We start from the raw sequence: 25830 nt of genomic DNA, 5'->3' as shown, positions 1-25830 counted from the left end.
TCCGATGGCGGCCCAGGTACGCGTTCTTCGTCAACGGATCCGCTCGGCGAAGTCGATGAAGAAGATCACCAAGGCGATGGAGCTCGTGGCGACGAGCCGGATCGCCAAGGCCCAGGCCCGGGTGCAGGCGTCCCTGCCGTACGCCCAGGCCATCACCAGTGTGCTCACGGCGCTGGCGTCCAACGCGCGGATCGACCACCCGCTGCTCACCCCGCGCGAGCGGGTGCGGCGGGCGGGCGTCCTGCTGGTCACCAGTGACCGTGGCCTGGCCGGCGGTTACAGCTCCAACGCGATCAGGATGGCCGAGTCGCTGATCGCACGGTTGAAGGCGGACGGCAAGGAGCCGGTGCTCTACGTCATCGGGCGTAAGGGTGTCGGGTTCTACCGGTTCCGCGACCGGCCGATCGAGGCGAACTGGACGGGGTTCAGCGAGCAGCCGTCGTTCGAGGACGCCCGTACCGTGGGTGAGACGCTGATCAAGGCGTTCACCGCCGGTGCGGACGACGTCGACGGCGGTTCCGGAGCGGACGGGGTGCTCGGCGTCGACGAGCTGCACATCGTCTACACGGAGTTCCACTCGCTGATGACGCAGACCCCGGTCACCAAGGTGATCGGTCCGATGCAGGTGGAGGACCGGCCGCGCTCCGAGGGGCTGCTGCCGGCGTACGAGTTCGAGCCGGAGGCGGAGGCGCTGCTCGACGCGCTCCTGCCGAGGTACATCAACACGCGGATCTACGCGGCGTTGATCGAGTCGGCGGCGAGTGAGTCGGCGTCGCGTCGGCGGGCGATGAAGAGCGCCACCGACAACGCCGAAGACATGATCGACAAGTACACGCGTGAGATGAACTCGGCCCGCCAGGCCGGGATCACCCAGGAGATCAGCGAGATCGTCGGCGGCGCGAACGCGCTGGCCGCGTCGGGAAGTGAAGTGTGATGACTGCCCCAGTAGAGACCAAGACGGCCACGGGTCGCGTGGTCCGGGTCATCGGCCCGGTCGTCGACGCCGAGTTCCCGCGCGACGCCATGCCGGCCCTGTTCAACGCGCTCAACGTCAACGTGAACCTGTCCGGCGGTGAGAAGACGCTGACCCTGGAGGTCGCCCAGCACCTGGGTGACAACCTGGTCCGCGCGATCTCGATGCAGCCGACCGACGGCCTGGTCCGCGGCGCGGAGGTGACCGACCGCGGCGAGCCGATCACCGTTCCGGTGGGCGACGCCGTCAAGGGCCACGTCTTCAACGCGATCGGCGAGTGCCTCAACCTCACCGAGGGTGAGACGATCCAGGCCGACGACCGGTGGGGCATCCACCGCAAGGCCCCGGCCTTCGCCGACCTGGAGCCGAAGACCGAGATGCTGGAGACCGGCATCAAGGTCATCGACCTGCTCGCCCCGTACGTCAAGGGCGGCAAGATCGGCCTGTTCGGCGGCGCGGGTGTGGGCAAGACGGTGCTCATCCAGGAGATGATCACCCGTGTCGCCCGCAACTTCGGTGGTACCTCGGTGTTCGCCGGCGTGGGTGAGCGCACCCGTGAGGGCAACGACCTCATCGCCGAGATGACCGAGTCCGGCGTCATCGACAAGACCGCGCTGGTCTACGGCCAGATGGACGAGCCGCCGGGCACCCGGCTGCGGGTGGCGCTCTCCGCGCTGACCATGGCGGAGTACTTCCGGGACGTGAAGAAGCAGGAGGTGCTGCTCTTCATCGACAACATCTTCCGCTTCACGCAGGCCGGTTCCGAGGTCTCCACGCTGCTCGGCCGCATGCCGAGCGCCGTGGGTTACCAGCCGACCCTGGCCGACGAGATGGGCGAGCTCCAGGAGCGGATCACCTCCGTCCGGGGCCAGGCCATCACCTCCATGCAGGCGATCTACGTGCCGGCGGACGACTACACCGACCCCGCTCCGGCCACCACGTTCGCCCACCTGGACGCGACCACCAACCTGGAGCGGTCGATCTCCGACAAGGGCATCTACCCGGCCGTGGACCCGCTGGCGTCCTCGTCCCGGATCCTCGCCCCGGAGTTCGTCGGCCAGGAGCACTTCCAGGTCGCCACCGAGGTGAAGCGGATCCTGCAGCGCTACCGCGACCTGCAGGACATCATCGCCATCCTCGGTATCGAGGAGCTCTCCGAGGAAGACAAGATCACCGTGCAGCGCGCGCGGCGGATCGAGCGCTTCCTCTCGCAGAACACCTACGCGGCGGAGCAGTTCACCGGCGTGCCGGGCTCGACGGTCCCGATCAAGGAGACCATCGAGGCGTTCCGCAAGATCAGCGAGGGTGAGTACGACCACTTCCCCGAGCAGGCGTTCTTCATGTGCGGCGGTCTCGAGGACCTGGAGCGCAAGGCTGAGGAGCTGATGAAGGGCTGACAGCCCGCTCATCCGTACCGCAAAAGACTGCCCCGGCAATGTCGGGGCAGTCTTTTGTTCATCTTGACGCCTTACCATCGTCGCGGTCCGTTACTCGTGGTCGTCGCTCCGGCGGCGCGCGAGATACGGTCGGTCCGCGCGTTCACCTGAACGAGCGCTGACTTCTGCAACCTTTCGACGACGTGCGCCCGTCTCCTCTTCGTGGGCGTAACGAACGGAGATGCGCGTGGGTAAGGCCGGCAAGAGTGGCCGCAAGTCGTCCATCTGGCGGGGCGTGCCGCGCTGGGCCAAGGTGTGCACCGTGTTCGGCCTGGTGCTGACCATGCTCAGCGGCGGGGTGCTGGTCGGCACCGAGGTGCTGATGGCCCGCTACGAGGGCGCCGTCGGCAAGGCCGACCTCTTCGGTGACCAGGCGGCCGGCGCCAAGGAGAAGAAGAGCGAGATCAAGGGTCCGCTCAACCTCCTGCTGGTCGGCATCGACCCGCGTACGCCGACGGCGGCGCCGCTGGCCGACTCGATCATGGTGCTGCACGTGCCCGCGTCGATGGACCGGGCCTACCTCTTCTCGCTGCCGCGTGACCTCTACGTCGACATCCCGGCGTTCAAGAAGGCCAACTTCTCCGGCGAGACGACGAAGATCAACGCAGCGATGTCGTTCGGCAGCCGGGTGCCCGACGGCAACCCCGACGCGGCGCGCGGCTTCGAGTTGCTGGCCACCACCGTGCAGAACGTGACCGGCATCAAGCGGTTCGACGCCGGGGCGATCATCAACTTCACCGGCTTCCAGAAGATCGTCGACGCGATGGGCGGCGTCGACATGTACGTCGAGCGGGACGTGAAGTCCGAGCACAAGCAGCCGGACGGCAAGCCCCGGCCCGGCAACACGCGCGGCGAGGGCTACGTCGGCCCGCAGGCGATCTACAAGAAGGGCAACCACCACCTCAGCGGGTGGCAGGCGCTGGACTACGTCCGGCAGCGCTACCCGAAGAACGGTGTGCCGGACGCCGACTACGGCCGGCAGCGCCACCAGCAGCAGTTCGTCAAGGCGATGGTCGGCCAGGCGTTCAGCGCCGACGTGGTCGCCAACCCGATCAAGCTCGACAAGGTGCTTCGCGCCGCCGGTCAGTCGCTGATCTTCAACGGTCGGGGCAACAGCGTGGTCGACTTCGGGCTGGCCCTGAAGAACATCCGCCCGAACACCATCCAGATGATCAAGCTCCCCGGCGGTCCGGTCTTCGAGGGCAAGACCTACAAGGGTGAGCAGTTCCAGGCGGGCGTCCCGGACTTCTTCACCGCCCTGCACAATGAACAACTGGACCCGTTCCTGCTCGAGCACCCCGAATTCCAGAACAAGACCAAGTAGGCGTGGCGCAGCTCTCCCCACCCGCGTTGGGGGTGGCTCGGCGTCACGACTAGACTTTCGGCAATCCGTCGCCGCAGCAAGGAGACAGCGTGGCACAGCAGCTTCACGTCGAGCTCGTCGCCGTCGAGGAGAAGGTCTGGTCCGGTGAGGCCGAGATGGTCGTCGCCCGGACCACCGAGGGTGAGCTCGGTGTCCTGCCGGGGCACGCGCCGCTGCTCGGCCAGCTCGCCGAGCCCGGCCAGGTCCGCATCAAGCTGGCCGGCGGTCAGCAGGTCTCCTACGACGTGGCCGGTGGCTTCCTCTCGGTGAGCGCCGAGGGCGTCACCGTGCTGGCCGAGAGCGCGACCCCGGTTTCCGCGCAGAGCCGCTGAGTCACCCCGCGGATGGAGATCGTCGAAGGCATCGGCATCGGCGTCGCCGTCATCCTCGTCGCGCTTCTCGTGCTCTTCGTCCGGCGGGCCGTCGTGACCTGCAGCGGTGGCATCATCCGGCTCAGCGTCCGGGTCACCACCGTGCTCGACGGGCGTGGCTGGTCACCCGGCTTCGGTCGGTTCGCCGGTGACGAGCTGCGCTGGTATCGAATGTTCAGCTTCGCGCTCCGTCCCAAGCGGGTCCTCTCCCGCAAGGATCTCGCGGTCGAGCGCCGCCGATTGCCCGAAGGGCAGGAACGGCTCTCCATGCCAGCCGACTGGGTGATCCTCCGCTGTACGAGTCACCACGCACCGGTGGAGATCGCCATGGCGCGGTCGACCGTGACCGGTTTCCTCTCCTGGCTCGAGGCCGCCCCTCCGGGGGCGGTCTCGCCGCGTATGGCCTCCCAGGACTGGCCGGCTGCCTGAGGCTCGTCCGTGGTCGCCCTTGGGGTTTCCGGGGGAGCCCGCCCGGCTCCGGGCGGTCAGGCTTGATCCCTGCGCCGGGCGGGCTCCCCCGGAAACCCTTCGTCGGGCACTGTCCGTCGTTCTGGCGCGGGCTTCTGTCAGCTGCCGTTACCGATGCAGACGCGTCCTGCCTCGCGGGTTGATCGGCTCGACTTTCCTGATGTCGGGGTGTCCTGGTGGCCGGGACACCCCGACTTCAAGGAAGCGGAGTTGATCAAGGCGCTGGTCGGGCGGCCGGGCTGAGGAGTCGGCTCGGCGAGGCGTGGTGGCGATCAGATTGGGAAGTCACACCTCGACGTCGCGCGCAGCGCCCGACCTCAGCGCTTGCCGCCGGGCACCCATAGCACATCTCCCGCCGGATTTGCCGTTCTTGACAGGATAAAGAGCAGATCGGAGAGCCGGTTGAGATACTTTGCCGGGAGCGGGCTGGTCCGGTCCGGATCGTGGCTGACCAGCGCCCACGCCGCCCGCTCGGCACGCCGGGCGATGGTCCGCGCCACGTGCAGCAGCGCCGCGCCCGCGGTGCCGCCGGGGAGGATGAAGGAGTCGAGCTTGCTCAGGCGTGCGTTGTACTCGTCGCACCAGCCCTCCAGGCGCTCGACGTACTCCTCGGTCACCCGCAGCGGCGGGTACTTCGGCTCCGGCTCGACCGGGGTGGACAGGTCGGCGCCGACGTCGAACAGGTCGTTCTGCACCGACGCCAGCACGCCCCGCAGTTCCTCGTCGAGCTGGCCGAGAGCGAGCGCGACACCGATCGCCGCGTTGCACTCGTCGACATCCGCGTACGCGGCGATGCGTGGATCGGTCTTCGGGACCTGCTCGTTGTTGCTCAGCCTGGTCATGCCGGCGTCGCCGGCCTTGGTGTAGATGCGCGTGAGGTGGACGGCCATGACGCACAGCCTACGGATACCGGACCTGACGATCCCCGCACGGCCGGACGCGACAGCCGGCTGGCCCGCGGTGGTGGGTCCCGGCGACGCCGGCGATCCGGCGGTCAACGACGTCGACGTCATCCGGGTCTGCGGTGCCGCCCGGCTGGCGGGCACCGTACACGTCGTCGGCGCCAAGAACTCGGCGCTGAAGTTGATGGCCGCCGCGCTGCTCGCACCCGGCCGCAGTGTGATCACCAATGTTCCCCGGATCACCGACATCGCGATCATGGGGGAGGTGCTGCGGCGGCTGGGCTGCGACGTCCGGTTCGACGCGGACGACCCCGTCGACCCCATGGTGGCCCGCGGCGGCGTCGCCCGGTCCCGCTCGGTGACCATCGACGTACCCGCGCAACCCGGCGCGGAGGCCGACTACGACCTGGTCCGACGGCTGCGCGCGTCGATCTGCGTGCTGGGCCCCCTGCTGGCCCGTCGGGGGTACGTGCGGGTGGCCCACCCCGGCGGCGACGCGATCGGCTCGCGCGGCCTGGACATGCACATCTCCGGTCTGACCCGGATGGGCGCGGAGATCTCCGGCGAGCACGGCTTCGTGATCGCCGAGGCCCCGCACGGGCTGCGCGGCGCGGACATCGTGCTGGACTTCCCCAGCGTGGGCGCGACCGAGAACCTGGTGATGGCGGCCGTGCTGGCCCAGGGCACCACGACGATCGACAACGCGGCCCGGGAGCCGGAGATCGTCGACATCTGCACGATGCTCAACCAGATGGGCGCGCGGATCTCCGGCGCCGGCACGTCCACCCTGCGGATCACCGGCGTGGCCGGCCTGCGTCCGGTGCGGCACGCCACAGTGGGGGACCGGATCGTCGCCGGCACCTGGGCCTTCGGCGCCGCGATGACGCGCGGCGACGTGACGGTGACCGGGCTGGACCCGGCCTACCTGGAGGTCGCGCTGGACAAGGTCGTCGCGGCCGGCGGCCTGGTCGAGACGCACGGTGACGGCTTCCGGGTACGCATGGACGACCGGCCCCGGGCGGTGGACGTGGTGACGCTGCCGTACCCCGGCTTCGCCACCGACCTGCTGCCCATGGCGATCGGGCTGGCCGCGGTCAGCGACGGCGCCTCCCTGATCACGGAGAACATCTTCGACGGCCGGTTCATGTTCGCCAACGAGATGATGCGGCTCGGCGCGGACATCAAGACCGACGGGCACCACGCGGTGGTCCGGGGGCGGGAGCGGCTGTCCGGAGCGCCGGTACGGGCCACCGACATCCGCGCCGGCGCCGGGCTGATCATCGCCGGCCTCTGCGCGGACGGGCCCACGGAGGTCTCCCACGTGCACCACGTCGACCGGGGGTACCCGGATTTCGTGGCCGACCTGCGCGCGCTCGGTGTGGCGGTGGAGCGGGGCACCGCGCCGGACGAGCCGTCGCTGGAGATCTGACGCCCTGGCCGGCGTCCCACCGGGTCGGCACCCGCGAACGCTGTGGGTCGCGCGGTGTCAGGTGGCCTGCAGCGAGGCACGCACGTGCCGTCGTGCGTCGTGGATACGTGACTTCAGGGTGCCGACCGGAATGGCGAGATGGTCGGCGATCTGGTCGTAGGTCAACTGGCACAGGTCACGCAGCACCAGCGGGGCGACCAGTTCGGGTCGGTGCGCCTCCAGTCGTTCCAGCGCGTCCAGCAGGTCGAGTCGGGAACCCGCGATCACGCTTGTGGTGCGCGGGTCGGCGGCGTCGAGCGGGAGCTGTGGCGTGGACTGCTCGTCGGCCCGGCGCTTGAGGCTGCGGTACGTCTGCCGGGCGCAGTTGGCCGTGACGATGTGCAGCCAGGTGGAGAACTTCGACCGGCCCGCGAAGCTGTCGATCTTGCGGGCGACCTGCAGGAGGGCATCCTGGCACGCCTCTTCGGCATCCTGCCGGCAGGGAAGGAGGCGCAGGCACTGCCGCATGACCTGCGGGCCGATCCTGACCAGCAACATGTCCAGTGCGGCGGCGTCGCCCCTTGCGGCACGACCGGCGAGATCCTCGATAGCAAGATCGTCTGACAAGCTCAGGCCCCGTTCCTCAGCGTCTTGTCGGCCATAATACGGGCGTGTCAGTACCCGGCAAGATCGGTCGATACCGCGTTGTACGGCGTATCGGTTCCGGAGCGTTCGCCACCGTGTGGCTCGGCGCCGACGATGCTCTGGACGCTTCCGTAGCGATCAAGGTGCTGGCGGATAACTGGTCGTACCACGCTGATCTGCGGGAGCGGTTCGAGCAGGAAGCGCGGATCATGCGGCGGACGGATTCCAGTCTGCTCGTGCGTGTGCTCGACGTCGGTGAGCTGCCGGACGGACGGCCGTACCTGGTGATGCCGTACGCGGCTGGTGGCACCCTCGCCGATCGGCTCGTCTCGGGGCCGCTGCCGGTACGGGAGGCCCTGCTCATCGCGGCCGACATCGCCAGCGCCGTCACGGTGCTGCACGAGGCCGGCGTGCTGCACCGGGATCTCAAGCCGTCCAATGTGTTGTTCCAGCCGGCTGCGGACCGGGATCGGGTGCTCGTCGCCGACCTCGGTCTGGCCAAGGCGCTCGCCAACGCGTCCGGCTTCACCATCGCGGCTGGCACACCCGGCTACATGCCACCCGAGCAGGCCACCGCCGGTGGTGGTCTGGACATCCGCGCCGACGTGTACGCGATCGGCGCGACGACCTACCACATGGTGACCGGCCGCCCGCCCGAGCCGGCACGGTCGACCGGTAGCCGTTCGGGCCGGGCCGGGCGCACCCTGCCCCGTCCATCCGAGCTTCGGCCCGGAATTCCCTCCGAAGTGGACGACCTGGTGCGCCGCGCGCTGCATCCCGACCCGCGGCAACGCTGGGCGTCCGCTGCCGTGATGCGCGAGGAGCTGCACCGGGTCATCGCGTCGTTGGAGCGGGACGCGGGCCGTGGCCGGTTCGTGCGGCAGTTGGGGCGGGTCGTCGGCGTCGGGGTCGCACTGACCGCGCTGCTGGCGATGACTGGTTCCAGTTCCACGCTGCCGGCACGGTCCGGGTGGGTTCGCGTGGACGACGCCTCCGGTGCTCTTTCGGTGGCGGTGCCGGCGAGCTGGGCCGGCCAGGTGAAGGACGCCGGCTGGGACCCTTCGGTACTGCGCCTTCCCGCTGGCCAGGCGCCGGGTCTCGTGGTCGCCCCGAACCTCGCCGTCTGGCCGGACCCGGCGAGTGGGATGGCCGGTGTGTTCGTCGGCGCGAGCAGGGCCCTGCTCGCCGGCGACCCGGAACCGGCGTTACCCGGCCACCCCTCCTGCGTCCGGCAGCCCGACCGGACCGTGAACGTGGGGGGTGACAGGGCGTTGGTACGACGGTGGACATCGTGTGGCGCTTCGGTGTCGTTCAGCGAGGTGGTGTTGGCCGTGCCGCAGCGCGGCTGTGGCGTCTACCTGCAGATCAAGCAGGTCGGTGACGAGGACCTGACCGACGAGATCCTGGCCGGCCTGCGGTTGTCCAGCGCGCTGGCGCCGCAGGCCGGCCGTTTCGGGTCCGTCTACTCGTAGCAGTTCTGGTTCGCGTACTGGAGGGTCAGCTGGGTGATCTTGCCGTTCCTCGTCCCGATGCGGTAGACGGCCTTGCTGTTGCCGGGGGTCTTCGCGACGCCGCGACCGTTCGTCGCGTCTCCGTCGGCTGCCTTCCACGTCGGGTAGATCCGCAGCATCTCGGCGCTCGACATGCCGATGCGCGCTCCCTCGGGCGTCCTGATTCCCTCGTACGCGTCGATGGTGGCGATTCCCAGGGTCGGCGAGAGGAGGACGACCCCGTCCTCGCTCGGGGCGGCCCGCAGGTGCGCCGGCGCGCAGTCGCCCCCGTTGTTCCCGAAGGCCCGCAGCTGTCCCGTCCCGGTGGCCTGCTGACGGGTCATGCCGAGCTTCAGCGAGCCGATGCCGTCCGGGCCCAGGACGAGCGACGCCGCGCGGGTCGGGTCGCTTGGCGGTCGGGCGGACGACGGGGACGACGGGGGCGGGCTGGACGGGGTGGACGGGGTGGGCGTGCCGGTGGTGGCCGCGCTGGTCGTCGGCTCAGGCGAGCCTGCGGGCGCAGCGTTGCCGTCCTGGTGTGCGGGTGACGAGCACCCCGCTGCGAGCAGGAGGCAGGTGAGGGTTCCGACCATGGACGTTGCGCGCATCATGAGCTCCTGCGTGATTCCACTTGTTGGTTGTCGTAAGGTTCGATGCACCCAGGCGGGATTTTGTTCGCTGTCGGGAGTCGTGCATCCGTCACACGAGCGCGGAATGGGATAGCCCACGGCGACTGGAGCCCTTAGTCATCGTTCAGGCTCGCAGACTAGGGTGCAGGCAGGCACTCAATCGCAGCGAGGGAGAAGCAGATGGCGGGTCGACTCGCGGTCGTCGGGGCCGGGCTGATGGGCTCCGGCATCGCCCAGGTGGCGGCGCAGGCGGGCTGGCAGGTGACGCTGCGCGACCTGGACGACGCGGCCACCACCCGGGGGCTCGGCGGCATCCGGAAGTCGCTGGAGAAGTTCGCCGAGAAGGGCAAGATCGAGGCGTCCGACGTCGAGGCGACGCTGGCGCGGATCACCCCGACCACCGACCTGGAGGCGGCGGCGGACGCGGACATCGTGGTCGAGGCGGTCTTCGAGCGGCTGGAGATCAAGCACGAGGTGTTCCGTGCGTTGGACAAGATCTGCAAGTCCGACGCGGTGCTCGCCACCAACACGTCGGCCATTCCGGTCACCCAGATCGCCGCGGTCACCGAGCGGCCCGAGGCCGTCGTCGGCACCCACTTCTTCTCGCCGGTGCCGATGATGCAGCTCTGTGAGCTGGTGCGCGGCTACAAGACCAGCGACGACACGCTGGCCACCGTGCGGGCCTTCGCCGAGGAGATCGGCAAGACGGTCGTGGTGGTCAACCGGGACATCGCCGGCTTCGTCACCACGCGGCTGATCTCCGCCCTGGTGGTGGAGGCGGTCAAGCTGGTCGAGTCCGGCGTGGTGTCGGCGGAGGATCTGGACACCGCCTGCCGGTTGGGCTTCGGGCACGCCATGGGCCCGCTGGCCACCACCGACCTGACCGGCGTGGACGTGCTGCTGCACGCCTCGAAGAACATCTACACCGACACGGCGGACGAGAAGTTCTTCCCGCCGGAGCTGCTCCAGCGCATGGTCACCGCCGGCGACCTGGGCCGCAAGACCGGCAAGGGTTTCTACACGTACTGAGTCGCGACGACCGGGGCGGCTGCCCGCCCCGGTCGACCGCTCAGCCGTCGCGCTTGGTGGTCCAGCGGAAGGTGGTCAGGCAGAGCACCAGGCCGATCACGCACCACAGGGCGAGCACCAGCGCCACCCGGCCCAGCTCGAACGACCCACCCGGCTCCTGGGCGCCGAAGCTCTCGGGCAGGAAGACCGCGCGCAGCCCCTGGCACATCCACTTGAGCGGGAACAGCGCCGCCACCTGCTGCATCCAGGTGGGCAGATCGGTGAAGACGAAGAACACCCCGGAGATGAACTGGAGCACCAGGGCGACCGGGGTGACCACGGCCGAGCCGCTGCGGGCCGTGCGGGCCAGCGACGAGATGGCGATGCCGCACAGGGTGCACGCGGTCACCCCGAGCGTTGCGACCCAGCCGAAGGTGAACCACTTGCCGGCGGTGCCGGGCAGGTCGAGGTCGAACAGCGCCACCGCTACCGCCAGCAGCAGCGCGGTCTCGGCGATGCCGATCGCCACCACCATGATCACTTTGCCGGCGAACCAGACCCACTTCGGCATCGGTGTGCCCCGGTAGCGCTTGAGCACCCCCCGGTCCCGCTCGATCGGGATCCAGATGCCGAGGTTCTGGAAGCTCACCGTCATCAGGCCGGTCGCGATCATGCCGGTGATGAAGTACTGGGTGAACTTGACCCCGCCACCGATCGTCCCGTGGAAGATCGACGCGAAGATCAGGATCATGATGATGGGGAAGCCCATCGTGAAGACCACGGACTCCCGACTGCGCAGGAACTGCGTGATCTCCAGCCGGCCCTGCCGCAGGGCCAGCGCGCCAGCGCCCAGCCGGCGGCCCTTGGTCGCGGCGACCGGCGTCGCCGGCTTCGTCGTGGTCGTCATCGCGAGTGTCCGATCATCGTGAGGTAGACGTCCTCCAGGGTCGGCCGGGTCACGGTGAGCCCGGGGACCTCGCCGCCGTGGCGCGCGGCCAGGTCGGCCACGAGGGCCGTCGGCGTCGCGCTCTGCGCGCTTTCCAGCGTCCCTTCCGGGGTACGCCAGGAGACCGTGGCCAGAGCCTCCTGCCGGTTGCCCAGCCGGTTCGGGGCGGCCACCTCGACCAGCCGGCCGCCAGCGATCACACCGACCCGGTCGGCGAGCGCCTCCGCCTCGTCCAGATAGTGGGTGGTGAGCACGATTGTGGTGCCGGCCGCGGCGAGGTCGCGGATCAGCTCCCAGAACTCGCGGCGGGCCTCCGGGTCGAAACCGGTGGTCGGCTCGTCGAGAAAGAGCAGTTCGGGGCGGCCGATGATGCCCAGCGCCACATCCAGGCGGCGCTTCTGCCCGCCGGAGAGGGTGTGCGTACGAGCCTTCGCCTTGCCGGCCAGCCCGACCCGCTCGATGACCTTGTCCGGGTCGTCCGCGTCCGGATAGAAGCCGGAGAAGTGCCGGACCACCTCGGCCACGGTCAGCTCGTCGAACTCGCCGGTGCCCTGCAGCACGATGCCGACGCGGGAGCGCCAGCCGGCGTCGGGATGGGCCGGGTCCGCGCCGAGCACGGCCACCTCGCCGGCATCGCGGCGCCGGTAGCCCTCCAGGATCTCGACGGTGGTGGTCTTGCCGGCGCCGTTCGGGCCGAGCAACGCGAACACCTCACCGCGGTGGACGTCGAGATCCACGCCCGCCACCGCCACGTTGTCGCCGTACGCCTTGCGCAGCCCTCGGACGGAGATGGCCAGCTCGTCATCCATGCTGTCCAGTGTGCGTCCTGACCGCCACACCCCGCTGCCCGGGGTGTGGCGGTCAGCGCCACCGCGAGCGCTTCGGACCCGGTCGTCCGCGACATGGACCTGTGTGGTTTTCCACAACCCGTTTTACTGAACGGTAACTTAGACTCCGGCCATGGATGAGACCCCATCTGCGAGCCGGTTGCCCGAGCGGGACCGCCCGTGGGTGATGCGCACGTACGCCGGCCACTCCTCGGCCGCCGCCACCAACGCGCTCTTCCGCCGCAACCTCGCCAAGGGGCAGACCGGCCTGTCGGTCGCCTTCGACCTGCCCACCCAGACGGGGTACGACCCGGACCACGAACTCGCCGCCGGTGAGGTCGGCCGGGTCGGCGTGCCGGTGGCCCACCTCGGGGACATGCGGGCGCTCTTCGACGGCATCCCGCTCGCCGAGATGAACACCTCGATGACCATCAACGCCCCGGCGATGTGGCTGCTGGCCCTCTACGGCACCGTCGGCCTCGAACAGGACGCGGAGCTGGCCCGCTGCGCCGGCACCACCCAGAACGACATCATCAAGGAGTACCTGTCCCGGGGGACGTACATCTTCCCGCCGGCGGCCTCCCTGCGGCTCACCGCCGACGTGGTGGCGTACACGCTGCGGGAGATGCCCCGGTGGAACCCCGTCAACATCTGCTCGTACCACCTCCAGGAAGCCGGCGCCACGCCCGTACAGGAGGTTGGTTTCGCCCTGGCCACCGCCGTCGCCGTCCTCGACGCGGTCCGCGACTCCGGCCAGGTGCCCGCCGAGCGGATGGGTGACGTGGTGCAGCGCGTCTCGTTCTTCGTCAACGCCGGGGTGCGCTTCGTCGAGGAGATCGCCAAGATGCGCGTGTTCGGCGTGCTCTGGGACGAGATCACCCGGGACCGGTACGGGGTGACCGAGGCCCGGCAGCGACGGTTCCGCTACGGGGTGCAGGTCAACTCGCTCGGCCTCACCGAGGCGCAGCCGGAGAACAACATCCAGCGCATCGTGCTGGAGATGCTCGGCGTGACGATGTCCCGCGACGCCCGCGCCCGCGCCGTGCAACTGCCCGCCTGGAACGAGGCGCTCGGCCTGCCCCGCCCCTGGGACCAGCAGTGGTCGCTGCGGATGCAGCAGGTCCTGGCGTACGAGTCGGACCTGCTCGAATATCCCGACCTCTTCGCCGGGTCGCACGTGATGACCGCACTCGTCGACGAGATCGTCACCGGAGCGCGCGTCGAGCTGGACAAGGTGCTGGAGCTGGGCGGCGTGGTCGCCGCCGTGGAGACCGGCTACCTCAAGAGCGCGCTGGTCGCCTCGCTGGCCGAACGGCGCCGCCGGATGGAGTCCGGCGCCGACGTGGTGGTCGGCGTCAACCGGTACGCCGAGACCGAGCCCTCTCCGCTGACCGCGGCCGGCGCCGAGGCCGTCGAACAGGTCGACCCCGCGGTCGAGGCGGCCGCCGTCGCCTCCGTACGCGAATGGCGTGCCGGTCGGCACGACGACGCCGTGGACGCGGCGCTGGCCCGGCTCCGCGCGGACGCCGCGACCACCGCCAACCTCATGCCGGCCACCCTGGAATGCGTGCGCGTCGGGGTGACCACCGGGGAGTGGGCCGGCGCGCTCCGCCAGGTCTTCGGCGAGTACCGGGCACCCACCGGCCTGGCCGGCGCCACCGGCAGCGGCGGCGACCCGGGCCTCGCGGCGGTGCGGGAGCGCGTCACCGCCACCGCCCGCGAGCTGGGCAGCGGCCGGCTGCGGCTGCTGGTCGGCAAGCCCGGCCTGGACGGGCACTCCAACGGCGCGGAGCAGATCGCGGTACGCGCCCGCGACGCCGGCTTCGAGGTCGTCTACCAGGGCATCCGGCTGACCGCCGGGCAGATCGTGGCCGCCGCCGTCGAGGAGGACGTCGACCTGGTCGGGCTCTCCGTGCTGTCCGGCTCGCACCTGGCCGCCGTACCCGCCGTCCTCGACGGGCTGCGTGCCGCCGGCCGGGCGGACCTGCCGGTGGTGGTGGGCGGCATCATCCCCGCCGGCGACGCCGACACCCTGCGGGCCGCCGGGGTGGCCCGGGTCTTCACCCCGAAGGACTTCGCCCTCACCGGCATCATCGACGACCTCGTGACGGTCATCCGGCAGGCCAACGACCTGCCCTGAGCCCGCGTCGCGGGTCAGCGACCGGCGTACGTCATGCAGTCGGCCATGTCGTTGTCCGGACCGACCTTGATCGACGACGCGTGGCACTCCAACTGCTCGTTGTGCCGACAGTCGGAACGCTGGCAGGCGCCCACCTGGGCGGTGAGGCCGTCCACCCCGCCCCGCACGGGCGACTCGACGAAGGTGTGGCAGTGCGCGTGGTCCATGCTGCCGATGGTGATTGCGAAGGCGTGGCAGTCACCGCCCTGGTTGTACGCACACGCCGCGACCACACACTCCTGGACTCGGGGCATCTCCATTGCTGTGGTCATGCTGACCTCCTCTAGGCTTCTTGTCGCGATTCTAGGCATTTGTCGGTTGCAGAGGCCCGATATGTCCGCCTGACGATCAGCGCTGGCCCCGGCGCTCGGGCCGGATACCCGTCTCGGCGTGATCAACACGAGGTCGGCGATGTCGGGGTATCGACCCGTCCCGGACACCCCGACATCGGCGATCCCGAGTCGATCACCCCCCGGACGCACCCCGTCGACCGTGTCCATCGCGTCGACCGGGCGAGATGTCCGTTTCCGGGCGGCGTCGGGGTGTGACCGGTCGCATCCGTGAGGCGGAATCGTGGCGGGCCGGGGGTCGTTACATACCCTGACGATCGCAGGACCACGGCCACCGTGCCCGCTCAACCGGCGGGGGAATGGCCGGCCGGGCCGGGTCGTTGCAGACCCCCGAACGACAGTGGGCTCGCCCCCGGGTCCGCTATTCGGCCCCGGCGAGGGCCCGGGAATGACCCCGGCCCGACGGTCGTTACACACCGTCCCGGCGCCACGAGCCCCCGCTCGCAGGCCGCCGCGCCGCGAGCCCCGGCTCGCAGGCCGCCCCCAAACTTTCCCCCCTTTTTTGTGCAGCGCCCGACGAGGTGCTCACACCCGCGCCACCGCTTCCCCCGAACGGTGCGCAGGTGTTCCTACCCCTGAAGGAGCTACCCCCATGAACACGATCTTCCGTAAGAGCATGCTGTCCGTTGCTGGTCTCGCGTTCGCCGGTGGTGTCTTCGCCGGTCCGATCGCCGCCCACGCCAACCCCGCCGCCGATGCGAAGCCCGTCGCGGCCGCCGTGCAGACGGTGTCGAAGCCGCAGGGCGACCAGTCGCACATCAGCCTGAATGACGAGCAGACCGCCAACGCCAAGGCGATCATCGCCGCCACGAAGAAGGCCGGCCTGCCCGAGCGGGCCGCGGTCATCTCGATCGCGACGAGCCTGCAGGAGTCGAAGCTGGAGAACCTCGGCCACCTCGGCGACATGAACGACCATGATTCGCTGGGCCTGTTCCAGCAGCGCCCCTCCTCCGGTTGGGGCACCCCGGAGCAGATCACCAACCCCGAGTACTCCACCACCGCATTCCTCAAGGGCCTCAAGCAGGTCGACGGCTGGCAGGACATGCCGCTGACCCAGGCCGCGCAGACCGTGCAGGTCTCCGCCTACCCGGACGCCTACGCCCAGTGGGAGCAGCAGGCCACCGACCTGGTTGGCCAGCACTGGAACAGCTGACCGCACGAACCAATGGCCGGCACCCCGAACCCGGGGTGCCGGCCATTGTCATGCCCGCGAGATCTTGGACAGTTTCCGTCAGCTGCTGACGGAAACTGTCCAGGATCTGAAGGCGCGAGCGGTCGAGCGGAGCGGAGCCGGTGCGCCCCGCGAGGAAGGCCCCAGGTCAGACGCGGAAGCCTGCGGCGCGGGCCGCCTCGCGTTCCCGACGGCGTTCGGAGCGTCGACGGAAGAACCAGTAGATGAACACGACCAGGCCGACCAGGAAGGCGAGCACCAGCACCGGCAGGATGATCGCGACCAGGGAGACGACCACGCTTGTCGCGTCCTCGGCGGTGCTGGCGACCGGGGCGCCGAACCCGGCGGTGGTCGCGTTGATGACTGGCCGCGCGGCGGACTTGAGCAGGTGTACGCCGAAGGCGAGCAGGACGCCGGTGGCCACGGGCACCCACTGGTGGGAGGTGAAGAAACTCCCCGGGTCGCTGACGGTCACGGTCTCCGAGGACGAGCCCGCGCCGAAGGCGAGGCCGCCGGCGGTGGGCCGGACGACGGTCTGCACCACGTCGTTGATGTGGTCGACCACCGGCACCTTGTCCGCCACCATCTCGACGGCGAGCAGGACGGCCAGGATGACGATGACCCAGCCGTTGCCGAGCCACGTCCAACCGCTGGGCAGGTCGATCAGGTTGGTGTAACGACCGAGTAGACCGAGGATGAGCAGGGGTATGTAGGCGTTCAGCCCCGCTGAGGCGGCGAGGCCGGTGCCGGTGAGGACTTCGAACACGGTCTCAGCATCGCACCGACGCGCCAGTGCCGCTCGGTGGCGGTCGCCGGGTGCTCGGCTACCCTCGTCGGGTGCGGTTGGTCATTGCGAAGTGCTCGGTGGACTACGTCGGACGGCTCTCGGCTCACCTGCCGCCGGCCACCCGGCTGTTGATGGTGAAGGCGGACGGGTCGGTGTCCATCCATGCCGACGATCGTGCGTACAAGCCGCTGAACTGGATGAGCCCGCCGTGTCGGCTGGAGGAGGCCCCCGGCGTGTGGCGGGTGGTCAACAAGGCCGGCGAGGAGCTGCGGATCACCCTGGAGGAGGTCTTCCAGGACACCTCGTACGAGCTGGGTGTGGATCCCGGCCTGCGCAAGGACGGGGTCGAGGCGCACCTGCAGGAGTTGCTGGCGGCCAACCCGGGTGTGCTGGGCGAGGGGTACACGTTGGTGCGCCGCGAGTACATGACGGCGATCGGGCCGGTGGATCTGCTGTGCCGGGACGCCAACTCCGGCGCCGTCGCCGTCGAGATCAAGCGGCGTGGCGAGATCGACGGGGTGGAGCAGTTGACCCGCTATCTCGAACTGATGAACCGCGACCCGCTGCTCAGCCCGGTCACCGGGGTCTTTGCCGCCCAGGAGATCAAGCCGCAGGCCCGGGTGCTCGCCGCCGATCGGAGCATCCGATGCGTGGTCGTCAACTACGACCGGCTGCGCGGCATCGAGAAGGACGAGCTGACCCTCTTCTGACCGCTCACGCCTCGGTTCGGACGGCGATCAGCGACTTCGGCAGGCCGGCCACCCGCTCGATGAGCATTCGCGAGTCGGGGAAGTAGTGGCGCATCTGCGAGCGGTCCAGCAGTTCGGTCCAGAGCACCTGGTGAATGGCGGCTTCGTGGCTGCGGGTCGGTTTGTGCCCGAGGGGCCAGCGGCGGGCGAGCGCGGTGCGCAGCCGGATCGGCAGGAACTGCATTCCGGGCGCGATCCAGTGCGGCTCGATGGGGAAGTAGCGGTAGGGCGTCTGCACCCAGTGGCGATCGGCCAGTGACCGGGCCGCGGCGGCGAACCGCAGCCGGCGTTCGTGCCCGCCGACGTGCTCCAGCACCGAGTTGGAGAAGACCAGGTCGTAGGCGCCGTTGGCGACATGGGGTGGCAGGTCGCAGGCGTCGGCCTGTTCGACGTGGGCCCATTCCGGCACCGCGGCGGGCGGCTGTTCCAGGTTGACCACTGTGACCCGGGCCGGTCGGACGGTGGCGCGGTGCCAGGTGCCGAGCCGGCCGCCGAGGTCGACGACATGCATGTCGCCGATCTCGGGAAAGGTGCGCGCCAGCCAGTCCGAACGACGACGCCGCTGCCGTGCGCTCCACGACTGGTCACTGTCGACAAGGCGGTGGCGCAATCGATTGTGGCCCATTTAACGCAATGTACCGCCGCGAGCACGATGCATAAACATGTGGATACGCTGATCAACGCCCAGATCGGTTATCCGACACTCATCTGCCGTACATCATCTTGATGGCCTTGATGAGGCGTGCCACGTCGGTCGGGGTGCGTTCGAAGGTCATCGACGGCAGCAGCGATCGTGCCCGGCGGCGGGTGATGGCCTTGGCGCGGCCGAACTCGCGCAGGCCGTCCTCGCCGTGGATCCGCCCGAAGCCGGAGTCGCCGACCCCACCGAACGGCAGCGTGGACATCCCGGCGAAGGTCAGGGTGGAGTTGATCGAAGCCATCCCCGAGCGCAGGCGCCGCGCGATGGACACCGCACGCTGCCGGCCGAAGACCGAACCCCCCAGGCCGTACGACAGGGCGTTGGCGCGGGCGACGGCCTCGTCGGCGTCGCGGACCCGGCTGATGGTCAGCGTCGGGCCGAAGGTCTCCTCGCGGACGGCGGGCGACTCCTCCGGGACGTCCACCAGCACGGTCGGATGCACGTACGGAGGTTGCACCGCATCCGGGCCGCCGAGCACGGCGCGACCGCCGGAGCTGACCGCGGCGTCGATGTGGCGGCGGATCACCTCGATCTGGCCGGGCATGGTGATGGGGCCGATGTCGGCGCCCTCCGGGCCCACGGTCAGCCGGCCGGCACGGGCGACGACCTTGTCGACGAAGGCGTCGAAGACCGCGTCGACGGCGTAGACCCGCTCGATGCCGATGCAGGTCTGGCCGGCGTTGGTCATGGCGCCCCAGACGCACGCCTCGGCGGCGGCGTCCAGGTTGGCGTCGCTGTCGACGATCATGGCGTCCTTGCCACCGCCCTCGATCAGCACCGGAGTCAGCGTCTCGGCGCAGGCGGCCATCACCTTCCGGGCGGTCGCGGTGGAGCCGGTGAAGGCCACCTTGTCGACCCCGGAGCGGCACAGCGCCGCGCCCACGTCACCGAGGCCGTGCACGGCGGTGAACACCGGCTGCTCGGGCACCACCTCGGCGAAGGTGTCCACCAGCCACTGGCCGACGGCGGGCGTGTACTCGCTGGGCTTGAACACCACGGCGTTGCCGGCGGCCAGGGCGTACGCGGCGGAGCCGATCGGGGTGAAGACCGGATAGTTCCACGGGCCGATCACAGCGACCACGCCGTGCGGCTGGTATTCCAGGTGCCCGGAGAACTCGGCGAGGATGAGCCGCGACCGCACCCGGCGCGGACCGAGCACCCGACCGGCGTTGCGCGCCGCCCAGTCGACGTGCTCGATCGCGGTGACGATCTCGACGATGGCGTCGGGGACCGGCTTGCCGCCCTCGACGTGCACCAGGTCGGCGAGCTGCTCGATCCGCTGGGCGAGCAGCGCGCGCCAGCGCAGCAGCCGTTGCCGGCGGCCGGTGAAGCCCAGGCCGGCCCACCACTCGCCGGCGGCGCGGGCCCGGTCGACGGCCTGCCGCACGTCGGCAGCGGTGGCGACGGGCAGGCGGCCCGCCTCGGCGCCGGTGGCCGGACTGGTGGAGACCAGCTGGTCCGCCTCGATGAGAGGGGTGCCGGGGACATGCACAGCCGTCATGGCGGAAGTCTAGACCCGAACATTACTCATCGGTAGGGCACGATTTCGGGTCGGCCGGACGGGAGTTGCCTCGGCCCGCCCGCTCGTTGATCAGTGCAGGTCAGGCGCTGGGTGCCGGAGGCCGGCCGCCCGAATCGTCGAACGGCGGGTGGCCGGGAGGTGACGAGGAGCTGACCGGCTGGTCGGTATTGACGATTACCGTCTGATGGCAGGCTGACGCGCGGAGTAACGGTGTGGGGTGGAGGGCTGACTGTCCATGGAGGAACATCCGGAACTGCTGCCGCTGTTGACGGTCGCTGGTGGGCCGATGCGCGGCGCGAGCTTTCGCCTTCGGGTCGAGCCGCAGGTGATCGGTCGGGCACCGACCGGTCACGTGGTCATCAACGACCCGCACCTGAGCCGCCGGCACGCCGAGGTGTGGCTGGCCCCGGAGGGTGCCTCGCTGCGTGACCTGGGCTCGACCAACGGCACCTGGCTCAACGACCGCCGGATCACCGAGGTGGAACGCCTCTCCGACGGCGACGTGATCCGGCTCGGTCGGACCGAGCTGCGCCTGTTCGACCCGGGGGTCGCCCACACGGATCCGGTCGGGCTCAGCTTCGGCCCGGCCCGGCGGGACATCCGCCCGACGCTGCCCCTGCCGTTGGCCACCCCGCCCACCGGCCGCCGCTGACCCGCGGCGAAGGCCCCTGCCGGGGTGTGGGCGGTGGTCCGCCACACCGGGCGGTGCCGCCGGGTGGCTGTCCAGCACCTGGACCGGCGGACAACGGCGTGGCAGCATGCCGCGGATGGAGAGCGAGCAGCGGATCGTGACGGCGAACGGCACGACCCAGGCGGTACGGGTGGCCGGCCCGCCGGACGGCACTCCGGTGCTGCTGATCCACGGCAACTGCTCGTCCTCGCTGTTCTGGGAACCGTTGCTCCGGCGGCTGCCGCCGACGCTGCGGGTCGTGGCCCCTGACCTACGGGGGTACGGCGACTCCGCGACCGCTCCGGTGAACGCCACGCGGGGCCTGCGGGACTTCGCCGACGACATCGCCGCCCTGCTGGACGACCCGACGCTCTTCGCCAGCGGCAGCGGCCTGCCCGTGGTGGTCGGGCACTCCCTGGGCGGGGGAGTGGCGATGCGGTTGCTGGTCGACCATCCGCACCGGGTGGGCGCGCTGCTGCTGGCCGCGCCGGTGTCGCCGTACGGCTTCGGTGGCACGCGCGACCTGACCGGCACGCCGACCACCCCCGACTTCGCCGGTACCGGCGCCGGCACGGCCAACCCCGACTTCGTCGCGCGGCTCGCCGCGGGTGATCTCGACGCCGACGCGCCGGCCAGCCCGCGCGCGGTGCTGCGGGCCACCTACGTGGCCGATCCCGCCTCGCTGGGCGTCGACGAGGAGCTGCTGCTGGACAGCGTGCTGTCCACGGCGACCGGCGACGACAACTACCCCGGTACGGCGGTGCCCTCGGCGAACTGGCCGGGCACCGCGCCGGGGGAGCGCGGCGTGCTCAACGCGCTCGCACCGACCTGGTTCCGGATCGCCGACGAGCTGGTGGCCGTCGCACCCAAGCCGCCGGTCACCTGGGTACGCGGGGACGCCGACGTGATCGTGTCGGACACGTCGCTGTTCGACCTGGCGTACCTGGGTTCGCTGGGTGTCGTGCCCGGCTGGCCGGGCGAGGAGTCCTGCCCGCCGCAGCCGATGGTCGGCCAGACCCGTGCGGTGCTGGAGCGGTACGCGGCGGCCGGCGGCGCGTACCGCGAGGTGGTGTTGCCCGGCTGCGGGCACAGCCCGCACCTGGAACGCCCGGCGGAGTTCGTCGCGGAGCTGCTCGCGCTGACCGGCGTGCCGGCCGTCTAGCGGCCCCTCGCGCCGTGGGTGAAATATGCCACGGCGTCTCGACAACCGAGCGTCACGTGGCAGACTCGCGCGCATAACCTTAGCGGCCGTTCAGTGGCCGTGCGGAGTGTCTGGGGAGGCCGATCGTGGCGCGCGAGTTCAGCACCGTGGGTGTGGTGGGGCTGGGCACCATGGGTGCCGGCATCGTCGAGGTCTTCGCCCGCAACGGCATCGACGTGCTCGCGGTCGAGATCTCCGAGTCGGCGCTGGAGCGCGGCCGGGCCACCCTCACCGGCTCCACCGATCGCGCCGTGGCCAAGGGCAAGCTCGCCGAGGCGGACCGGGACGCGCTGCACGAGCGGGTGCGCTTCGCGGTGGGGCTGGACGCCCTGCACTCCGTGGACCTGGTGATCGAGGCGGTGCCCGAGCACCTGGACCTCAAGCAGCGCATCTTCGCGGAGCTGGACCGGGTCTGCCGGCCGGACACCATTCTCGCCACCAACACCTCGTCGTTGAGCGTCACCGAGATCTCGGTCGCCACCACCCGGCCCAACCAGGTGATCGGCATCCACTTCTTCAACCCGGCGCCGGTGATGAAGCTGGTCGAGGTGGTCCGCACCGTCGTCACGTCGCCCGAGGTGGTCGCCGACGTCGAGGCGCTGTGCGCCCGGCTGGGCAAGGTCGACGTCACCATCAACGACCGGGCCGGCTTCATCGCCAACGCGCTGCTCTTCGGCTACCTCAACCACGCGGTCGGCATGTTCGAGTCGCACTACGCGACCCGGGAGGACATCGACGCGGCGATGAAGCTCGGCTGCGGCCTGCCGATGGGCCCGCTGGCGCTGATGGACCTGATCGGCCTGGACACCGCGTACGAGATCCTGGACACGATGTACCGCCGCGGCGGGCGGGACCGCCGGCACGCCCCCGTGCCGCTGCTCAAGCAGATGGTGACGGCGGGGCTGCTCGGCCGGAAGTCCGGTCGGGGTTTCTACACCTACCAGCGGCCCGGCTCCCCGGTCGTCGTACCGGACGAGGCGACGCCGCCGGCCACGGAGGCCGCGCTCGCCGACGGCGCGCGCGCGATCGCGAAGGTCGGTGTCGTCGGATCCGGGACGATGGCCACCGGGATCATCGAGGTGTTCGCGAAGGCCGGCTACGAGGTCGTTTCGGTGACCCGGGGCGCGGAGAAGTCCGCGGCGGTCTGCGAGGCGGTGAAGACCTCGCTGAACAAGGGCGTGGTGCGCGGCAAGCTCGCCGAGTCCGACCGGGACGCCGCGCTCGGCCGGATCAGCTGGTCGGCCACGCTCGACCACCTCGCCGACGTCGACCTGGTGGTCGAGGCGGTCGTCGAGGAGTTGAGCGTGAAGAAGGCGCTCTTCGCCAGCCTCGACGAGATCTGCAAGCCGGGCGTGGTGCTGGCCACCACCACCTCGTCCCTGCCGGTGATCGACGTGGCGATGGCCACCCAGCGGCCGGCCGACGTGGTGGGCCTGCACTTCTTCAACCCGGCGCCGGTCATGCCGCTGGTCGAGGTGGTCCGGACCATCCGTACCTCCCCGGAGGCCACCGCCACCGCCCGGGCGGTCTGCGCCGCGCTGGGCAAGACCGGTGTGGTCTGCGGCGACCGGTCCGGGTTCATCGTCAACGCGCTGCTCTTCCCGTACCTGAACGACGCGGTGAAGATGCTGGAGGCCAGCTACTCCACCGCCGACGACATCGACCACGCCATGAAGCTGGGCTGCGGCTACCCGATGGGCCCGTTCGAGCTGCTCGACGTGGTGGGGCTGGACGTCTCGCTGGCCATCCAGCGGGAGCTGTACCTGGAGCTGCGCGAGCCGGGCTTCGCGCCCGCGCCGCTGCTGGAGCACCTGGTCACGGCCGGCTACCTGGGCCGCAAGACCCGCCGCGGCTTCCGCGACCACTCGCACCGCTGACCGGGTCAACGCCGGAGGGACCGGGCCGCGTCTACCGGATGTGACCTTCGAGGAGTACGTCTCCAGCCGCGGCCCAGCCCTCGTGCGGCTGGCGCGGTTGCTCACCGGTGACGAGCACCGGGCCGAGGACCTCACCCAGGAGGTGCTGTCCCGGGCGTACGTGCACTGGCGCAAGATCGCCCGAGCCGACCGGCCCGACGTGTACGTGCGCCGGATGCTCGTCAACGCCAACAACTCCTGGTGGCGTCGCCGGTCGAGCCGTGAATTGTCCACCAGCGTCTCGTTCGGCAACGTCCAGGTCGACGTGGCCGGGCCGGGGCCCCAGACCTTCGACGGCACGATCCACCCGACGAGCGATGGCGCGAGTGGCGTGGTCACGTCGTGGCGTCCCGCGCCGGGTCTGTACGCCCGTGCCGTCATCCTGGGAGGGGACCGCGCCGGGCTGGAGCAGGCGGTCCGGGCGCTGCGCTGGAACGAGGCCCGGTCGTGCGCCGTGCCGCTGCGGCTCGGCAGCCTGCCCGACCGCGCACCGATCACCTCCTGCTCGGTCGACGTCAGCTCATACCCGAGACTGGTCACCTCGGACTTCACCCTTGCGCGGGCGGCGACCCACGTCATGTTCGTGAACTACCGCTACGCGAGCGGGGCCGGCACCCGTACCGAGGGGAACCGGACCATCGCTGGCCGGCCCGCGAATCTCTCCGCGGACGGGACGACACTGGATCTTTTCGGCATCCGCAAGACGGTGGTGAGCGTGAACTTCGGCTGGCAGTGGGACGGCCCGCGGCCGACCGGCGTCGAGCCGGGCGCGACGAGCGGTTTCACCGAGGCGGACGCGACGACCGTGCTGGCGGGAGCGCGGGTCGTCGAGGACCCGACGCGGCCACAGAGTTGGAAGTGATCGCAGCCGTCGGACGGACCGGCCCGGGGGCTGGTCCGTCCGACGGACCGTACGCTTGGTGACTGTGAGCCCTCGTCGCAATCGCCCTCGCCGGGACGAGAACGCCAACCTGGACGCCGACCGCGTCCGGCAGGGTGTCGCCTCGGTGCAGCAGTGGACCGACGGCGCCTGGCAGGTACGCGGCATCGGGGCGGGCGCGTCGGTCAAGACGTACCGCTGCCCCGGTTGTGACCAGGAGATCCGACCCGGGGTGGCGCACCTCGTGGCCTGGCCCGCCGACGGCCTGGGTGACCTGACCGACCGCCGGCACTGGCACAGCGGGTGCTGGCGTGCCCGGGAGCGGCGCGGCCCGGCGGTGCAGCGCGGCCGGGGCACGCCGCGCTACTGAGCGAGCGACCTGGATCACCCTGATCGTGCCTGGGCGGGCGGCGGCGGTGAGTTCGCGACAGACTTGAGCGGTGAGCACAGCGATCCGCGCGTCGTCGATCCTGCCCGGCCGCCGGGAGGACATCGAGCTGCACACCGCCGACGGTCTGCGGCTGGTCGGCGAACTGGCCCTGCCGGCCGACCGGCCCCCGGTGGCCACCCTCGTCTGCCTGCACCCGCTGCCCACCCACGGCGGAATGATGGACAGCCACGTGTTCCGCAAGGCGGCGTGGCGGCTGCCCGCGCTGGCCGACGTGGCCGTGCTGCGGTTCAACACCCGGGGCACGAGCAGTGTGCGCGGCACCAGCGAGGGGGCCTTCGACGGCGCGGTGGGTGAGCGCTACGACGTGGCCGCCGCCATCGAGTACGCGGAGTTCGCCGAACTGCCCAACATCTGGCTGGTCGGCTGGTCGTTCGGCACCGACCTGGCCCTGAAGTACGGGTGCGACCCGGCGGTGGCCGGAGCGATCCTGCTCTCCCCGCCGCTGCGGTTCTCGGCCCCGGACGATCTGGCGACCTGGGCCGACTCGGGTCGACCACTGGTGGCGCTGGTGCCCGAGTTCGACGACTACCTGCGCCCGGCCGAGGCGCGGGAGCGGTTCGCGACGGTGCCGCAGGCCGAGGTGGTCGGGGTGCCCGGCGCGAAGCACCTCTGGGTCGGCGACGCGGAGACCGTGCTCGACGAGATCGTCAAGCGGGTCAACCCGGCGGTCGAGGTGCCGCTGCCGACGACCTGGGACGGGCCGATGGAGACCGGCGACGTCAGCGCGTACGCCGACCGGACGGTGGCCGCCTTCGCGGACACGCCCGTCCCCGGGCGGGCCGACTGAC

Annotated in this window: 25 protein-coding genes and 1 pseudogene; 17 read left to right on the top strand and 9 right to left on the bottom strand. The window is 70.6% G+C overall.

The features are described 5' to 3' along the window. Positions 1-4: 4 nt before the first annotated feature. From ACFYPH_RS24820 to ACFYPH_RS24800, 5 genes are all read left to right on the top strand, one after another. Positions 5-934 carry a F0F1 ATP synthase subunit gamma gene (locus ACFYPH_RS24820; protein WP_354862468.1) on the top strand — a complete coding sequence of 310 codons (930 nt, stop codon included), beginning with the start codon at positions 5-7 and terminating at the stop codon, positions 932-934. Continuing rightward, positions 934-2370: a F0F1 ATP synthase subunit beta gene (atpD, locus tag ACFYPH_RS24815; protein ID WP_354862466.1), complete on the top strand. Its 1437-nt coding sequence runs from the start codon at positions 934-936 to the stop codon at positions 2368-2370. Before ACFYPH_RS24820 ends, atpD begins: the two co-directional genes overlap by 1 nt. A 220-nt stretch (positions 2371-2590) precedes the next feature. Further along, positions 2591-3733, top strand: coding sequence for an LCP family protein (locus ACFYPH_RS24810; protein WP_354862464.1), 1143 nt, complete (start codon positions 2591-2593; stop codon positions 3731-3733). An 89-nt stretch (positions 3734-3822) separates the two neighbouring features. Next, entirely contained in the window at positions 3823-4104 is a 282-nt protein-coding gene (locus ACFYPH_RS24805; protein WP_354862462.1) for a F0F1 ATP synthase subunit epsilon, read from the top strand. A 12-nt stretch (positions 4105-4116) separates the two neighbouring features. After that, positions 4117-4572 (top strand): DUF2550 domain-containing protein, encoded by a 456-nt coding sequence (locus ACFYPH_RS24800; protein WP_354862460.1) that lies wholly within the window; start codon positions 4117-4119, stop codon positions 4570-4572. Positions 4573-4928: 356 nt separating this feature from the next. Here ACFYPH_RS24800 and ACFYPH_RS24795 read toward each other — a convergent pair whose 3' ends face one another. Then, positions 4929-5501 (bottom strand): cob(I)yrinic acid a,c-diamide adenosyltransferase, encoded by a 573-nt coding sequence (locus ACFYPH_RS24795; protein ID WP_354862458.1) that lies wholly within the window; start codon positions 5499-5501, stop codon positions 4929-4931. Between ACFYPH_RS24795 and murA the strand changes: the two genes are divergently transcribed. Continuing rightward, a complete protein-coding gene (gene murA, locus ACFYPH_RS24790; RefSeq protein ID WP_354862457.1) occupies positions 5500-6942 on the top strand; it encodes a UDP-N-acetylglucosamine 1-carboxyvinyltransferase in 1443 nt (480 codons plus the stop codon). The genes ACFYPH_RS24795 and murA overlap by 2 nt on opposite strands. Positions 6943-6999: 57 nt before the next feature. On the opposite strand, the gene ACFYPH_RS24785 is transcribed toward murA, so the two are convergent. Then, positions 7000-7548 (bottom strand): RNA polymerase sigma factor, encoded by a 549-nt coding sequence (locus tag ACFYPH_RS24785; RefSeq protein WP_354862456.1) that lies wholly within the window; start codon positions 7546-7548, stop codon positions 7000-7002. 44 nt (positions 7549-7592) lie between these two features. Here ACFYPH_RS24785 and ACFYPH_RS24780 point away from each other — a divergent pair, with 44 nt between their 5' ends. Next, positions 7593-9038 (top strand): serine/threonine-protein kinase, encoded by a 1446-nt coding sequence (locus ACFYPH_RS24780; RefSeq protein ID WP_387184977.1) that lies wholly within the window; start codon positions 7593-7595, stop codon positions 9036-9038. On the opposite strand, the gene ACFYPH_RS24775 is transcribed toward ACFYPH_RS24780, so the two are convergent. Beyond that, positions 9029-9664: a hypothetical protein gene (locus ACFYPH_RS24775; protein WP_387184974.1), complete on the bottom strand. Its 636-nt coding sequence runs from the start codon at positions 9662-9664 to the stop codon at positions 9029-9031. The genes ACFYPH_RS24780 and ACFYPH_RS24775 overlap by 10 nt on opposite strands. Positions 9665-9865: 201 nt before the next feature. Here ACFYPH_RS24775 and ACFYPH_RS24770 point away from each other — a divergent pair, with 201 nt between their 5' ends. Next, positions 9866-10714, top strand: coding sequence for a 3-hydroxyacyl-CoA dehydrogenase family protein (locus ACFYPH_RS24770; protein ID WP_354863111.1), 849 nt, complete (start codon positions 9866-9868; stop codon positions 10712-10714). Positions 10715-10754: 40 nt separating this feature from the next. On the opposite strand, the gene ACFYPH_RS24765 is transcribed toward ACFYPH_RS24770, so the two are convergent. Both ACFYPH_RS24765 and ACFYPH_RS24760 read right to left on the bottom strand, forming a co-directional pair. Further along, positions 10755-11600 (bottom strand): ABC transporter permease, encoded by an 846-nt coding sequence (locus ACFYPH_RS24765; RefSeq protein ID WP_387184971.1) that lies wholly within the window; start codon positions 11598-11600, stop codon positions 10755-10757. Beyond that, a complete protein-coding gene (locus tag ACFYPH_RS24760; protein ID WP_387184968.1) occupies positions 11597-12448 on the bottom strand; it encodes an ABC transporter ATP-binding protein in 852 nt (283 codons plus the stop codon). Before ACFYPH_RS24760 ends, ACFYPH_RS24765 begins: the two co-directional genes overlap by 4 nt. A 151-nt stretch (positions 12449-12599) precedes the next feature. Here ACFYPH_RS24760 and ACFYPH_RS24755 point away from each other — a divergent pair, with 151 nt between their 5' ends. Then, entirely contained in the window at positions 12600-14606 is a 2007-nt protein-coding gene (locus ACFYPH_RS24755; protein ID WP_387184965.1) for a protein meaA, read from the top strand. Between the two features lie 14 nt (positions 14607-14620). Here the strand turns inward: ACFYPH_RS24755 and ACFYPH_RS24750 are convergent, their stop codons facing one another. Further along, positions 14621-14917 carry a DUF1540 domain-containing protein gene (locus ACFYPH_RS24750; RefSeq protein ID WP_355063537.1) on the bottom strand — a complete coding sequence of 99 codons (297 nt, stop codon included), beginning with the start codon at positions 14915-14917 and terminating at the stop codon, positions 14621-14623. 670 nt (positions 14918-15587) lie between these two features. On the opposite strand from ACFYPH_RS24750, the gene ACFYPH_RS24745 reads away from it, so the two are divergent. Then, entirely contained in the window at positions 15588-16148 is a 561-nt protein-coding gene (locus tag ACFYPH_RS24745; protein WP_387184962.1) for a hypothetical protein, read from the top strand. A 166-nt stretch (positions 16149-16314) separates the two neighbouring features. On the opposite strand, the gene ACFYPH_RS24740 is transcribed toward ACFYPH_RS24745, so the two are convergent. Beyond that, positions 16315-16932: a DUF4126 domain-containing protein gene (locus ACFYPH_RS24740; RefSeq protein WP_355066038.1), complete on the bottom strand. Its 618-nt coding sequence runs from the start codon at positions 16930-16932 to the stop codon at positions 16315-16317. A 71-nt stretch (positions 16933-17003) separates the two neighbouring features. On the opposite strand from ACFYPH_RS24740, the gene nucS reads away from it, so the two are divergent. Next, on the top strand, positions 17004-17663 hold the full coding sequence (gene nucS, locus ACFYPH_RS24735) for an endonuclease NucS (RefSeq protein WP_387184958.1): 660 nt from the start codon (positions 17004-17006) through the stop codon (positions 17661-17663). A 4-nt stretch (positions 17664-17667) separates the two neighbouring features. On the opposite strand, the gene ACFYPH_RS24730 is transcribed toward nucS, so the two are convergent. Together ACFYPH_RS24730 and ACFYPH_RS24725 are read right to left on the bottom strand one after the other, a co-directional pair. Continuing rightward, positions 17668-18327 (bottom strand): methyltransferase domain-containing protein, encoded by a 660-nt coding sequence (locus ACFYPH_RS24730; RefSeq protein ID WP_387184955.1) that lies wholly within the window; start codon positions 18325-18327, stop codon positions 17668-17670. Positions 18328-18406: 79 nt separating this feature from the next. Then, positions 18407-19903: an aldehyde dehydrogenase family protein gene (locus ACFYPH_RS24725; protein ID WP_355066040.1), complete on the bottom strand. Its 1497-nt coding sequence runs from the start codon at positions 19901-19903 to the stop codon at positions 18407-18409. 256 nt (positions 19904-20159) lie between these two features. Here ACFYPH_RS24725 and ACFYPH_RS24720 point away from each other — a divergent pair, with 256 nt between their 5' ends. The 6 genes and pseudogenes from ACFYPH_RS24720 (at position 20160) to ACFYPH_RS24695 (ending at position 25829) form a co-directional block, all read left to right on the top strand. After that, positions 20160-20576 carry an FHA domain-containing protein gene (locus ACFYPH_RS24720; protein WP_354856940.1) on the top strand — a complete coding sequence of 139 codons (417 nt, stop codon included), beginning with the start codon at positions 20160-20162 and terminating at the stop codon, positions 20574-20576. 106 nt (positions 20577-20682) lie between these two features. After that, on the top strand, positions 20683-21756 hold the full coding sequence (locus ACFYPH_RS24715; protein ID WP_387184951.1) for an alpha/beta fold hydrolase: 1074 nt from the start codon (positions 20683-20685) through the stop codon (positions 21754-21756). A 125-nt stretch (positions 21757-21881) separates the two neighbouring features. Beyond that, entirely contained in the window at positions 21882-23672 is a 1791-nt protein-coding gene (locus tag ACFYPH_RS24710; RefSeq protein WP_355066044.1) for a 3-hydroxybutyryl-CoA dehydrogenase, read from the top strand. Between the two features lie 40 nt (positions 23673-23712). Continuing rightward, a pseudogene (locus tag ACFYPH_RS24705) lies at positions 23713-23946 on the top strand (sigma factor); the annotation flags it as partial. Between the two features lie 691 nt (positions 23947-24637). Beyond that, positions 24638-24961 carry a hypothetical protein gene (locus tag ACFYPH_RS24700; protein WP_231640156.1) on the top strand — a complete coding sequence of 108 codons (324 nt, stop codon included), beginning with the start codon at positions 24638-24640 and terminating at the stop codon, positions 24959-24961. 70 nt (positions 24962-25031) lie between these two features. Further along, complete coding sequence (locus tag ACFYPH_RS24695) at positions 25032-25829, top strand: alpha/beta hydrolase (RefSeq protein WP_387184948.1); 798 nt, start codon at positions 25032-25034, stop codon at positions 25827-25829. Position 25830: the final 1 nt, after the last annotated feature.

Origin of the sequence: Micromonospora sp. NPDC005252, from assembly GCF_042872475.1 — a bacterium.
In the GTDB taxonomy this organism is placed as follows: Bacteria; Actinomycetota; Actinomycetes; order Mycobacteriales; family Micromonosporaceae; genus Micromonospora.
The sequence above is the reverse complement of the archived record's forward strand: the minus strand, read 5'-3'. Positions and strand labels throughout refer to the sequence as shown.